The following is a 13,308-nucleotide window of genomic DNA, read 5'->3' on the forward strand; positions in this document are numbered from 1 at the left end:
ACAGAAAACACAGCGGGCAAGGGCATTACAACCCCATTTGACTTATCATTCAAACGGGATTTTCAAATGTATATATGAGATTACCTAATGAATGTCACTTTGCGGCAATTGCGCGCATTCACCGCCCTGGCGCGCACCGGCAGTTTCACCCGCGCGGCTGACATCCTGCATGTCACGCAGTCGGCCTTGAGCGGCCTGATCAAGGAACTGGAACAGGGATTGGGCGTCCGCTTGGTTGATCGCAGCACGCGCAAGATGCAGTTGTCCGAGATCGGGCAGGGGTTCTACCCGCTGATCGAGAAAATCCTGCACGATCTGGATGGCGTGCTGGACGGCATCGACAACCTGAAGGCGCTGAAGAAAGGCATGGTGCGCATTGCCGCGCCGCAATTGATGGCCTGCACGCTGTTGCCGGAAGTGATCGCGGCCTACCGGGCGCGATACCCGGAGGTGCAGGTGCGGCTGGCCGATTGCGCGGTGGAAAGTGTGCTGGCGCGCACCGCCAGTGGGGAGGTGGATTTCGGCATCGGCCCGGAGCGGGCCACGGTGGCGGAAATCAGCGCGCAAACGCTGTTCGAGATGCCGTTCATGGTGGTGTTTCCGAAGAAGCACCCCCTGGAAAAACTGAAGCGCGTCAACTGGAGCGATGCGGTGCGCTATCCGCTGATCGCGCTGCAAGGCCAGTTCACCGAGCGCCTGTCGCTCGACCTGCACGATTCGGTGCGCGAACTGAGCCTGAACCCCAGCAATGAAGTGGCGTTCATGACCACCGCCTTGAGCATGGTCAGCGCCAACCTGGGCGTCACCGCATGCCTGCCGTACGCGGCCTCGCTGGTTAAATTGCACCGCTTGCAGATGCGCCTGCTGCACGAGCCGGAAGTCACGCGCAAATTCCTGGTGTATACCCGCAGCAATGCCTCGCTCTCGCCGGCGGCTGCCAGCTTCATCGAGTTTTTGTTCGACTTCGTGCGCTCACACGACTGGAGCGCGCGCGAAGCGTGGCGCGATCGAGCGCAATCGCCGGCAATGCGCCCTTAACCCAGGGCCAGCCGCTGGCGCGCGGCCTGGTACTCGACGGCGAGGCGCTCGACCATGGTGGCGACCGACGGCACGTCGTCCATCAGGCCGACGCCCTGGCCCGCGCCCCAGATGTCGCGCCAGGCCTTGGCGCTGCTGCTGCCGCCGGAACCGAAATTCATCTTCGACTTGTCCGCTTCCGGCAGATTATCCGGGTCGAGGCCGGCGGCCATGATCGATTTCTTCAGATAGTTGCCGTGGATGCCGGTAAACAGGTTGGTGTAGACGATGTCGGCGGCGCTCGATTCGACGATCGCCTGGCGATAGGCTTCATCCACGTTCGATTCGCGCGTGGCCAACCAGCGCGAGCCGATGTAGGCGAAATCGGCGCCCATCGCCTGCGCCGCCAGGATCGCGCCGCCGGTGGCGATCGCGCCCGACAAGGCCAGCGGGCCGTCGAAGAACTTGCGCACTTCCCCCACCAGCGCGAACGGCGACAGCGGGCCGGCATGGCCGCCGGCGCCGGCCGCCACCAGGATCAGGCCGTCGACGCCGGCTTCCAGTGCCTTCTGCGCATGCCGGATCGAGATCACGTCGTGCAGCACGATGCCGCCATAGCTGTGGATCGCGTCCAGCATTTCCACCGGCGGCGCGCGCAGGCTGGAAATGATGATCGGGATTTTGTGCTTGACGCACACTTCGACGTCATGCGCCAAGCGGTCGTTGGATTGGTGCACGATCTGGTTGACCGCGATCGGCCCGACCTTGCGGCCCGGGTTTTCCGCCTGGAATGCCGCCAGCTCCTGTTGCAAGTTGGTCAGCCAGACATCCAGTTGCTCGGCCGGCCGCGCGTTCAGCGCCGGAAACGAGCCGACGATTCCGGCCTTGCATTGCGCCGCCACCAGCGCCGGGCCGCTGGCGATGAACATCGGCGAACCGATAACCGGCAAACTCAAATTTTGCAGCGCAACGGGTAATGCCATGACGACCTCTTGCGAAGGGTATAGGGAGGATCGATTATAGGGCGAAAAAAGTACGAGCGTGCTAGATTTCAGGCTCTAGACATTGCTGCAGGCAGCGGCCGCACTAGCGGCTATGCTGGCAGGATCACTACCCGGCTCACGACCCATCGCAAGGAGAACCCATGTCATACCAATGCTTCACGCTCGAGATCACCGACAAGGTTGCGCACCTGGTACTGAACCGGCCGGCCGCGCTCAACACGCTGCAACCGGTCTGGTGGCGCGAACTGGCCGCCATCCTGCAGACCCTTCACAACGAGGCGCCGGCGCGCGCGCTGGTGATTTCCTCGACCGGCAAGCATTTCAGCGCCGGCATGGCGCTGGATGTCTTCAGCCCCAACAACGGCATCGCGCTGGATGACGGCCGCGCGGTCGGCCGCGCCAACATCGCGGCGCAACTGGCCGACATGCAACGCACATTCGACCAGTTGGAGCAGTTGCGGCTGCCGGTGATCGCCGCGATCCAGGGCGGCTGCATCGGCGGCGGGGTCGACCTGGTGTGCGCCTGCGACATCCGGCTGGCCACGGCCGAGGCCTTCTTCTGCATCCAGGAAATCAACATCGGCATGACCGCCGACCTCGGCACCCTGCAGCGGCTGCCGAAGCTGATCCCGGAAGGGATCGTGCATGAGCTGGCCTACACCGGCCGCCGCCTGCCGGCGCAACGGGCGCTGGCGCTGGGCCTGGTCAACGAAGTGTTCGAGACGCAGCAGGCGATGGTCGAGGCCGCGCTGCAGATGGCGCGCGAAATCGCAGCCAAGCCGCCGGTGGCGATCTGGGGCAGTAAGCAGGCGATCCACTACGCGCGCGACCACTCGACCCACGACGCGCTGCAGCAGATGGGCTGGCTGCAATCCGGCATCTGGCAAAGCGCCAACCTGCTGGAAGCCTTCTTCGCCAAGCAGCAGGGCCGGCCGCCGCAATTCGACGACCTGGCGCCGCTGCAATCCTTCGCCGACGCCCCGTACGAACTGAAATAACCCACGCGACCCAGCCACCACGCACAGGAGAGCATCATGTTCCAAGCCAAACTCATGCAGGGCAAACGCATCCTCGTCACCGGCGGCGGCACCGGCCTCGGCCGCGCGATGGCGGAAAAATACCTGTCGCTGGGCGCCGACATTTACATCTGCGGCCGGCGCAAGGCGGTGTGCGACACCACCGCCGCCGAACTGATGGCGGCGCACGGCGGCTCGGTCAAGACCTTTGGCCTCGACATCCGCGACGCGGCCGCGGTGGACGACATGGTGGAGCAGATCTTCGCCGACGGGCCGCTGACCGGGCTGGTCAACAATGCCGCCGGCAACTTCATTTCTCCCACCGCCGCGCTGTCGCCGAAGGGCTTCGACGCGGTGGCCAACATCGTCATGCATGGCACCTTCTACGTCACGCATGCGGTCGGCCGGCGCTGGGTCGAGATGGCAATGAAGGGCCAGTGGCAGCCGGAGCACGGCTACCGCAGCGTGATCTCGATCATTGTCACCTGGGTCCTGAACGGCGGCCCGTTCGTGGTGCCTTCCACCATGAGCAAGGCGGCGGTGCACGCGATGACGATGTCGCTCGCCACCGAATGGGCGCAGTACGGCGTGCGCCTGAACGCGATCGGCCCCGGCGAAATCCCGACCGAGGGCATGAGCAAGCGCCTCAATCCCGGCGAGGAACCCGGCGCGCGCAGCGCCGCGATCAACCCGATGGGCCGCGCTGGCAAGATGGAAGAGCTGCAAAACCTCGCCACCTTCCTGATGAGCGACGGCTGCGACTGGCTGAACGGCCAGGCAATCATGATGGACGGCGGCGGCCACCTGGCCACCGGCGGCAACTTCTACGAATTGCGCCACTGGTCGCAGCAGCAATGGCAGGAGGCGCGCGACCGGATCGACGCGCAGAACCGCAAGGACCGCGCGCAGCGCGGCGGCTGAGCCGGGCAGCGCCTGGGCGCCGACAGCGAGGAACGCATGCAGCAAGACCCGGCCAAGGGCAGGTTCGGCGTGCATCCGGACGTGCTCAAGCTCGGGCTGGTGAGCTTTCTCACCGACGTCAGTTCGGAGATGATTTTTTCCGTCTTCGCGATCTTCTTCACCACCGTCGCCGGCGCCTCCAGCGCGCTGCTGGGCCTGATCGAGGGCGCGGCCGATTTCTCCGCATCCGCGCTGAATTATGTCGCCGGCTGGCTGTCGGATCGCAGCGGCAGGCGCAAGGTGTTCGCACTCGCCGGATATGGGTTTTCGACCCTGGCCAAGGCGATTCTGCTGCTCGCCAATACGGTCACCGGCCTGGCCCTGTTCCGGGTCATCGAGCGGCTCGGCAAGGGTTTTCGCGGCCCGCCGCGCGACGCCTGGCTGGCGGCCATCGCCGCGCAAGGCGTGCGCGGCTATTCGTTCGGGGTGCACAAGGCGCTCGACAAGGCCGGCGCCGTGCTCGGGCCGCTGATCGCCTACGGCCTGCTGGCGTCGCTGGGCGAAAGCGCGGCCACCTTCCAGACCGTGTTTCTGGTGGCGCTGATTCCGGCCGTGCTCAGCATCCTGTTTCTCGGCCTGATCCGGGACCAGCCGGCGCCGCAGCGCCGGCGCGAAAACATCTTTGCCGCCTGGCAGGCATTGAGTCCCGGCTTCAAGCGTTACCTGATCGCAGCAGGGATCTTTTCGCTGGCCTATTTCAGTTTCGGCTTCCTGCTGTTGCGCGCGTATGGCGCCGGCTTCGCGGTGAAGGATGTCGTGTTGCTGTATGCCTGGTTCAACGTCGTCTGCGTGCTGGCGGCGCCGCTGGCAGGCAAGCTGGGCGACATGGTCGGGCGCGCCCGCATCGTGCTGCTCGGCTACCTGATCTATCTTGCCATGAGCCTCGGCTTCGCCTTTGCCACCGCGCGCTGGCAAATCGTCTGCCTGTTCGCACTGTATGGCATTTTCTACGCGATCGACGAAGCGCAAAGCAAGGCCTTCATCGCCGATCTCGAACCGGCGCGACGCGCGACCGCGATCGGCGTCTACAACACGGTTACCGGCACCCTCTACCTGCCAGCCTCGCTGATCGCCGGCGCATTGTGGCTGGCGCAGCCGAGAGCGGTTTTCCTTCTGGCGGCGCTGCTCTCGCTGGCGGCGATCGCGGCCTTCCTGCACTTGCGGCCGGCGCGGGCCTAGCGGGCGGCGGCGTCTGGCGGAATCGAAAACTTATTCAAGCAATCGCTTGATTTGGCCAAAAATATGTGTAGCATGGCTTGCAAATTCCTGCATGTAGAAAGGAAGCGCAATGGAGACCGTGCGGCCCTGGGTGCAAGACTACCCGCCAGGTGTGCCCGAATGCATCGACCTCGAACGTCATGCGTCGATAAACCAGTTGTTTGACGAAGCCTGCGGCAAGTATCGCGAACTGCCGGCGTTTACCAACATGGGCCGGACCTTGACTTACGGCGAACTGGACCGCCTGGCCTGGGCCTTCGCCGCCTATCTGCACTCGCTGCCGGGGCTGGCGCCGGGCGAACGCATCGCGATCATGCTGCCGAACCTGCTGCAATATCCGGTGGCGATCTTCGGCGCGCTGCGCGCCGGCTTGATCGTCGTCAACGTCAATCCGCTATACACCGAACGCGAGCTGGAACACCAACTGAAGGACTCCGGCGCGCACGCGATCCTGGTGCTGGAAAATTTCGCGTCGAAAGTGCAAGCGGTGCTGGCTGCGACCACGCTCAGGCACGTGATCGTGACCCAGGTCGGCGACATGCTGGGCGCACCCAAACGGGTCTTGGCCAATTTCGTGCTCAAGCATGTCAAGCACATGGTGCCGCCATGGAAAATCCGGGACGCCGTGCCGTTCCGGCAAGCGCTGGCGGCAGGAGCCGGAATGGCGCGGCCGGCGCTCACGGTCAGCCGCAACGACATCGCCTTCCTGCAATACACCGGCGGCACCACCGGCGCTTCGAAAGGCGTCTGCCTGACGCATGCCAACATCATCGCCAACGTCCTGCAGTGCGGCTCGTGGATCGACGGCGCCTTGCGCGAAGGGGAGGAGATCGCGTTGGCGCCGCTGCCGCTGTATCACGCGTTTGCGCTGGTAGCCAATTGCCTGACCTTCATGGCGCTGGGCGGGCAGAACGTGCTGATCACCAATCCGAAGGACTTGCCGGCCTTCGTCAAGACCATGCGCCGCCACCCATGGACCGTCATGACCGGGGTCAACACCCTGTACAACGCGCTGGCCAACCATCCGGATTTCGGCCCCGACTGCGCGCGCGCCGCCAAGCTATCGATCGGCGCCGGCTCCGCCATGCTGCGCCCGGTGATGGAGCACTGGACGGCGCTGACCAACTCGCCGCTGATCGAAGGCTATGGCTTGAGCGAAGCCACCGCCGGCGTCTGCATCAACCCGCCGCACCGGCCGCCGCGGCTGGGCTCGGTCGGCATTCCACTGCCGTCGACCGAGGTGCGGATACGCGACGACGCCGGCCAACCCTGCGCGCCCGGCGAGGCGGGCGAAATCGAGGTGCGCGGGCCGCAGGTGATGCAAGGCTATTGGCGCCGGCCGGCCGAGACCGCCGAGGTCTTGTCGGCCGATGGCTGGCTGAAGACCGGCGACATCGGCACCATGGATGCCAACGGCTGGATCGCGATCACCGACCGCAAGAAGGACATGATCATCGTCTCCGGCTTCAACGTCTATCCGGCCGAGATCGAGGCGGTGGTGGCAACCCATGCCGGCGTGCTGGAAGCGGCGGCGATTGGGATTGCCGACCCCCATTCGGGCGAGGCGGTCAAGCTGTTCGTGGTGCGCAAGGACCCGCAACTGCGGGCGGACGATCTGCTCGGCCATTGCGAACGCAATTTGGCTCGCTACAAGATTCCGCGCCAGATAGAATTTCGCGCCGAGCTGCCGAAGACACCGGTCGGCAAGATTTTGCGGCGCGCCTTGCGCGATGGAGAAAGCCAGTAGCGCCGTCGCGCTTAACATCCGGTATTGCCATTGCGGGACGGGCCTTCCCACGCATGACCACGGCACTTCCAGAAGGCCCTTTTTACCTCTTCAAGGAGCAAGTATGAGCGTCAACGACATCATCCGGAAAATGCCGGCAGCCCTCAACGCCGAGGCTGCCGCCAATCTGCAGACCACGATCCAGTACAAGATCACCGAGCCGATGTACCTGGTGATCAACAACGGCGAATGCACGGTGCATGACGGCATGGCCCCCTCGGCCGACCTGGCGCTGATCATGGCCGACGACGACCTGAAGGCCTTGCTGACCGGCGAGCTGAACGGCATCAGCGCCTTCATGAGCGGCAAGCTGAAGGTTGAAGGAGACATGATGCTGGCCCAGCGCCTGCCGAACCTGTTCGACGCCAGCAAGCTGGCGTAACGAGTTCCCTTGCGGCTGGGGTGCCATGCGCTCCAGCCTCCACCTTCAAATTTGTGTGGAGTATGTTTGTCAATTTGCCTTTTTATCGGCCGAATCAACGGCAATAACCAGGAGTATCTGGTTCCGGCGGATTCCTGAGCGGATCACGCGGCCGGCACGATCTCGGCCAGCACCTGGCCCGGCGCGACCTGCTCGCCCTGGCGCGCCAGCAGGCTGGCGACCTGCCCGGCCAGCGGGGCGACGATGCTGTGCTCCATCTTCATCGCTTCGATCACCAACAGCACCTGGCCGGCGGCGACCGCGTCGCCCTGCTGTACCTGCAGCGCCACCACCTGGCCGTTCATCGGCGCGCTGATGCGGCCGCTGGCGGCGCCGCCCTGGTCGCGCACCGCGGCGGCATCGGTGGTATCGGTCAGCACATGCTCGACCCCGTCTAGCCTGAGATAGGCATGGTCGCCGGCGAGCGCGAAAAACAGCCGATAGATACGCCCGTCCAGATTGAACGTGACTTGATGGGCGCCGAATGCAGAGGCGCTGGCGACGACGCTGTGCTCGCCCTGGCCGATGCGCCAGGTGCCGTCGGCCAGCGTCGTCACCCGCAGCTCCGCCGCCTCGCCATCCAGTATGAAGCGGCACAGTTGGGGATAGGCGGTGCTGCTCGACCAGCCGCGCAATTCGGCCGGATAGCGCAGCGGCTGCCGGTCGGCCCGATGCCAGGCCAGCCAGGCCGCCGCCAGATTGCGCGCAGTCGTGTCGGGCGCGGGCCCAAGCCGCGCGCCGGCCGGCAGAAAGGTATCGATAAACGCGGTGCTCGCGCGGCCGGCGCCGAATTCCGGGTGCGCCACGCACTGCGCCAGGAAGCGCCGGTTGCTCTTGACGCCGAGCAGCACGCATTGGTCCAGCCCATGCGCCAGCCGGCGCAGCGCGTCGGCGCGGTCGCGGCCGTGGGCGACGATCTTGGCCAGCATCGAGTCGTAATACGGCGGGATCGCCAAGCCGCTGGCCAGCGCATGATCGCAGCGCACGGCGGATGGCGCTTGCCAATAGGCGACCGTCCCGCTTTGCGGCAGGAAATGCTGCTGCGGGTCTTCGGCGCACAGCCGCACTTCGATCGCGTGCCCGCCGGCCGCCAGCCGCGCATCGATCTCGGCTTGCGAGAGCGGCAAGGCGCCGCCCTGCGCCACCAGCAACTGCCACTCGACCAGATCGACACCGGCGACCGCCTCGGTCACCGCATGCTCCACCTGCAGCCGCGTGTTCATTTCCATGAAATAGAAATTGCCATCGGCGTCCAGCAGGAATTCCAGCGTGCCGGCGCCCACATAATCGATCGCCTTGGCCGCCGCGACCGACACCTGGCCCATGCGCGCACGCAATTCCGGCGTCACCGCCGGCGACGGCGATTCCTCGATCAGCTTTTGGTGGCGGCGCTGCACCGAGCAATCGCGCTCGCCCAGATGCACTACGTTGCCGTGGCTGTCGGCGAACACCTGGATTTCGATGTGGCGCGGCTCCAGAATCGCCTTTTCCAGGATCAGCTCGCCGCTGCCGAAGGCGTTTTCCGCCTCCGAGCGCGCCGATTTCAGTGCCGCCAGGAATCCTTCCGGACTATCCACCCGCCGCATGCCGCGTCCACCACCGCCGCACGCGGCCTTGATCATCACCGGATAGCCGATCCGCGCCGCCTCCTCCGCCAGCCGCTGATCGGACTGGTCTGCGCCCTGATAGCCGGGCACGCACGGCACACCGGCCGCCGCCATCAGGCGCTTGGCACCGGCCTTGTTGCCCATCGCCAGGATTGCGGCGGCGGACGGGCCGATGAAGGTCAGGGCGGCGTCGGCGCAGGCCTGGGCGAAGTCGGCGTTTTCGGCCAGGAAGCCGTAGCCCGGATGCACCGCGTCGGCGCCGGCCTGGCGCGCCGCTTGCAGCAAGGCCGGGATGTTCAGGTAGGACGCGGCCGGTTGCGCGGCGCCAATCGGCAGCGCCAGGTCGGCGGCCAGCGCGTGCGGCGCATTTTTATCGGCATCCGAATACACCGCCACCGTGCGAAAGCCGAGCCGCTGCGCGCTGCGCATGATGCGCAGCGCGATCTCGCCGCGGTTGGCGATCAGGATCGAGCGGAAGTCGGACGGGGAGCGAGTGCTTGTCATGGTGAGAGCAGTGTGGGTGCGGGACGCGGCAAGTGAGCGCTCAGGATTTTTTCTTGCCAGGCAGGATGCCCATGTATTTGCAGATGATGCCCAGCATCACCTCGTCGGCGCCGCCGCCGATCGAGGTCAGGCGGCCGTCGCGGAAAAAGCGCGACACCTGGTTTTCCCACGTATAGCCCATGCCGCCCCAGAACTGCATGCAGGTATCGGGTACGGTGCGCGCCAGCCGCCCGGCCTTGAGCTTGGCCATCGAGGCCAGCTCGGTCACATCCTGGCCGCCGACATACAGGTCGCAGGCGCGGTGCACCAGCGCGCGCAGGCACTCGACCTCGGTCTTCAGTTCGGCCAGCTTGAAATGCACCCACTGGTTGTCGATCAGCCGCATGTCGAACACCTTGCGCTCGCGGGCGTATTCGATCGTCAGGTCGATGCAGTTCATCATGCCCTGCACCGAGTTGGCCGCGCCCCACATGCGCTCTTCCTGGAATTGCAGCATCTGGTAGATGAAACCCTGGCCCTCGTCACCGATGCGGTTGCGCTGCGGCACCCGCACCTCGTCGAAGTACAACAGGCCGGTGTCGGACGAATTCATGCCGATCTTCCTGATTTTCTTACCGACCGAGACGCCCTTGGTTTTCATCGGCACGATGATCAGCGACTTGTTCGAATAGCGGCCGCCTTCGGAGGTGTTGGCCAGCAGGCAGATCCAGTCGGCCTGCAAACTGTTGGTGATCCACATCTTGCTGCCGTTGATCACGTAATCGTCGCCATCCTTGCGCGCGGTGGTCTGGATCGCGGCGACGTCGGAGCCGGCGCCCGGCTCGGAGACGCCGATGCAGGCCACCATGTCGCCAGCGATCGCCGGCGCCAGGAATTCGCGGCGCAATGCATCCGAGCCGAAGCGCGCCAGCGCCGGTGTCGCCATGTCGGTCTGCACCCCAATCGCCATCGGCACGCCGCCGCAGGCGATGTCGCCGAGCGCCTCCGCCATCGCCACCGAATAGGAATAATCCAGCCCCAGGCCGCCATATTCGACCGGTTTGGAAATCCCGAGCAAGCCCTGGTCGCCCATCTTCTTGAACAATTCGTGCGCCGGGAAAATCTCGGCCGCTTCCCATTCATCGACGAAGGGATTGATTTCGCTGTCGATGAAGCGCTTGAGGTTGCGTTTCAGCTCATTGTGTTCATGGGTAGTCTGCATGACGGTCTCCTGGTATTCGAATTATCGGAAGTGTCGGAAAGGGTAGGCGACGGCTAAGGGCGGGCGACCGCGAACTGCACCGGATGCAGCTGGCGGCGCCGGCCTTCGTCGCACACCGAGAGCACGAAGGCCAGCAGCTTGCGCGTGTCGCGCGGATCGATCACGCCATCGTCCAACAGGCGCGCGGAAATGTGCGCGGCGCTGGTCTGCTTCTCGAAGGTGTCGATCACCATCATGCGCATCGCATCGATGCTGGTCTTATCGATGTCCAGTCCCTTGCGCCGCATGCTGCCTTCCATCACGATCGCCATCGTGTTGGCGGCCTGCTCCGGCCCCATCACCGCGGTCTTCGCGTTCGGCCAACTGAAGCAGAAATCCGGGAAGAAGCCGCGCCCCGACATGCCGTAGTTGCCGGCGCCGAACGAGGCGCCGCAATGCAGCGTGATGCGCGGTACCGTCGCGTTCGACATCGCCTGGATCATCTTCGAGCCGTGCTTGATCATGCCGGCCTGCTCGGAAGCCTTGCCGACGATGAAGCCGGTGGTGTTTTGCAGGTACAACAGCGGCGTATTCGACTGGCAGCAGAGCTGGATGAAGTGGGTAGCCTTGGTGGCGCCGGCCGGATCAAGCGGGCCGTTGTTGCTGAGGATGCCGACCTGCATGCCGCAGATCGCCGCATGGCCGGTCAGCGTGGCCGGGCCGTAGTCCGGCTTGAATTCGAGGAAATCGGAAGCGTCGACGATGCGGGCGATGATTTCGCGCATGTCGAGCGGCTTCTTGTGGTCGGTGGAGGCGATGCCGAGCAATTCCTCGGCGCCGTAGCGCGGCGGCACATATGGGCTGGCAAGCGGCGGCAGCAGCCGGTTCCAGTCGAGCGCGGCAACGATGTCGCGCGCGATGCGCAAGGCGTCGGCATCATCCTCGGCCAGGTATTCGGCCAGGCCGGAGGTGGCGGCGTGCATTTCGGCGCCGCCCAGTTCTTCCTCGCTCGCCACTTCGCCGGTGGCCGCCATCAGCAATGGCGGGCCGGCCAGGAAGGCCTTGGCGCGCTCGCGCACCATCACCACGTAGTCGGACAGCCCCGGCATGTAGGCGCCGCCGGCGGTGCTGGAACCATGTACCACGGTAATCACCGGCAAGCCGGCGGCCGACAGCCGCGCCAGCCAGTAGAAGCCGCTGCCTCCCAGGATGAAGGTCTCGACCTTGTAGTTCAGCAGGTTGGCGCCGGCACTTTCCACCAGGTGGATGAACGGCAGCTTCTGCGCCAGCGCGATCTGTTGCGCACGCTGGAATTTCTCGATGCTCATCGCCTGTACCGCGCCGGCGTCGATGCCGGAATCGTCGACCACGATCATCGCCCGCACGCCGGCCACAAAACCGATGCCGGCCACCAAGCCGCCGCCCGGAATCGACTTCGCCGGGTCCGGCTTGTCGAGGCAGAAACCGGCCAGGGTCGACAATTCCAGGAACGGCGCACCGGGGTCGAGTAAACGACCCAGGCGCTCGCGCGGCAGCAACTGGCCGCGCTTTTCAAAGCGCGGGCGCGATGCTTCCGACTTGTCGCGCGCGCGCTGCTCCAGCGCGCGCAGCTCGCGCACCTGCTCCAGCAGCGCGGCGCGGTTTTGCTGGAACAGCGCGCTCTGCGGCACGATGCCCGATTCGATCTGCGGCATTATGCTGGCTCCCCGTCTTCGGTATTCCCTTGCAGCACCTTCGGCAGGCGCGCCAGGTGGAAGCCGCTGAAGGTTGTCGTACGGCGCTGGGCGGCGAGCGGAAAGCCGAGCCGCACGTTGGGCCGGCCGCCGTCCACCCGCAGCACCGCGCCGGTGATGAAGGAGGCCGCTTCCGACAGCAGGAACACGATCGCCGCCGAGATTTCCGCCTCGCTCGCCATGCGCTGCAGCGGCACCTGCTTGCCGGCCTGCAGGATGATGTCGCGCACTTCGGGCGGATAGGCATCCAGCCCGGACGAGGCGACATAGCCGGGCGCCACCGCGTTGACCCGCACGCCGTATGTGGCCCATTCGAAGGCCGCGGTTTCGGTGAAGTTGACCATGCCGGCGCGCGCCGCGCCCGAATGCCCCATGCCGGGCATGCCGCCCCACATGTCGGCGACGATGTTGACGATCGCGCCGCCGCGCTTTTGCATCGATTGCTTCAGGCATTCGCGCGCCATCAGGAAGCCGCCGGTCAGGTTGGTCTGCAGCACCGCTTCCCAGCCCTTGCGCGAAATGTCCTTCAGTGGCGCCGGGAACTGGCCGCCGGCGTTGTTCACCAGCGCGTCGACGCGGCCGTGCCCGGCGACGATCTGCGCGATCAGCGCGGCCACCGCGTCTTCCTCGCGGATGTTGCATGGGTAAGAATGAGCGCGGCCGCCGCTGTCGGCAATTTCCCGCGCCACCGTCTCCAGTTTTTCCGGCGTGCGGCCGACCAGCATCACGCTCGCGCCGAGCGCCGCCAGCTCGTGCGCGGTGCAGCGGCCGATGCCGCTGCCGCCGCCGGTGACGATCACCACCTGGTCCTGAAACAGGCCCGGTTTGAAAATCGAGCGATACACTGTCCACCTCCTCGTTT

11 protein-coding genes are annotated in these 13,308 nt (G+C 65.5%); 6 read left to right on the forward strand and 5 right to left on the reverse strand.

Features of this window, described 5'->3' with window-relative positions:
• Positions 1-87: 87 nt before the first annotated feature.
• On the forward strand, positions 88-1,038 hold the full coding sequence (locus tag ACK2VC_RS08310) for a LysR substrate-binding domain-containing protein (RefSeq protein WP_486733117.1): 951 nt from the start codon (positions 88-90) through the stop codon (positions 1,036-1,038).
• Here ACK2VC_RS08310 and ACK2VC_RS08315 read toward each other — a convergent pair.
• Positions 1,035-2,000 (reverse strand): NAD(P)H-dependent flavin oxidoreductase, encoded by a 966-nt coding sequence (locus ACK2VC_RS08315; protein WP_486733118.1) that lies wholly within the window; start codon positions 1,998-2,000, stop codon positions 1,035-1,037. The two genes, ACK2VC_RS08310 and ACK2VC_RS08315, sit on opposite strands and share 4 nt — an antisense overlap.
• Positions 2,001-2,161: 161 nt before the next feature.
• Here ACK2VC_RS08315 and ACK2VC_RS08320 point away from each other — a divergent pair, with 161 nt between their 5' ends.
• The 5 genes from ACK2VC_RS08320 to ACK2VC_RS08340 all read left to right on the forward strand — a co-directional run bounded on the left by ACK2VC_RS08320 (position 2,162) and on the right by ACK2VC_RS08340 (position 7,383).
• Positions 2,162-3,019 carry an enoyl-CoA hydratase-related protein gene (locus tag ACK2VC_RS08320; protein ID WP_486733119.1) on the forward strand — a complete coding sequence of 286 codons (858 nt, stop codon included), beginning with the start codon at positions 2,162-2,164 and terminating at the stop codon, positions 3,017-3,019.
• A gap of 36 nt (positions 3,020-3,055) precedes the next feature.
• Positions 3,056-3,958 carry an SDR family oxidoreductase gene (locus ACK2VC_RS08325; protein WP_486733120.1) on the forward strand — a complete coding sequence of 301 codons (903 nt, stop codon included), beginning with the start codon at positions 3,056-3,058 and terminating at the stop codon, positions 3,956-3,958.
• Positions 3,959-3,994: 36 nt separating this feature from the next.
• Positions 3,995-5,176 carry an MFS transporter gene (locus tag ACK2VC_RS08330; RefSeq protein WP_486733121.1) on the forward strand — a complete coding sequence of 394 codons (1,182 nt, stop codon included), beginning with the start codon at positions 3,995-3,997 and terminating at the stop codon, positions 5,174-5,176.
• A 109-nt stretch (positions 5,177-5,285) separates the two neighbouring features.
• Entirely contained in the window at positions 5,286-6,962 is a 1,677-nt protein-coding gene (locus ACK2VC_RS08335) for an AMP-binding protein (RefSeq protein WP_486733122.1), read from the forward strand.
• A gap of 103 nt (positions 6,963-7,065) precedes the next feature.
• Positions 7,066-7,383: an SCP2 sterol-binding domain-containing protein gene (locus ACK2VC_RS08340; protein ID WP_486733123.1), complete on the forward strand. Its 318-nt coding sequence runs from the start codon at positions 7,066-7,068 to the stop codon at positions 7,381-7,383.
• Positions 7,384-7,526: 143 nt separating this feature from the next.
• Here ACK2VC_RS08340 and ACK2VC_RS08345 read toward each other — a convergent pair whose 3' ends face one another.
• Genes ACK2VC_RS08345 through ACK2VC_RS08360 form a run of 4 tightly spaced genes read right to left on the reverse strand, consistent with a single transcriptional unit; the run spans position 7,527 to position 13,291 of the window.
• On the reverse strand, positions 7,527-9,533 hold the full coding sequence (locus tag ACK2VC_RS08345) for an acetyl/propionyl/methylcrotonyl-CoA carboxylase subunit alpha (protein WP_486733124.1): 2,007 nt from the start codon (positions 9,531-9,533) through the stop codon (positions 7,527-7,529).
• Positions 9,534-9,573: 40 nt separating this feature from the next.
• A complete protein-coding gene (locus ACK2VC_RS08350; protein WP_486733125.1) occupies positions 9,574-10,734 on the reverse strand; it encodes an acyl-CoA dehydrogenase family protein in 1,161 nt (386 codons plus the stop codon).
• 53 nt (positions 10,735-10,787) lie between these two features.
• The gene (locus tag ACK2VC_RS08355) at positions 10,788-12,407 is read right to left on the reverse strand and encodes an acyl-CoA carboxylase subunit beta (RefSeq protein ID WP_486733126.1); all 1,620 of its coding nucleotides are present in this window, start codon (positions 12,405-12,407) and stop codon (positions 10,788-10,790) included.
• Positions 12,407-13,291: an SDR family oxidoreductase gene (locus tag ACK2VC_RS08360; RefSeq protein ID WP_486733127.1), complete on the reverse strand. Its 885-nt coding sequence runs from the start codon at positions 13,289-13,291 to the stop codon at positions 12,407-12,409. Before ACK2VC_RS08360 ends, ACK2VC_RS08355 begins: the two co-directional genes overlap by 1 nt.
• Between the last annotated feature and the right edge of the window lie 17 nt (positions 13,292-13,308).

It is taken from the genome of Herbaspirillum sp. WTB6, from assembly GCF_057457785.1.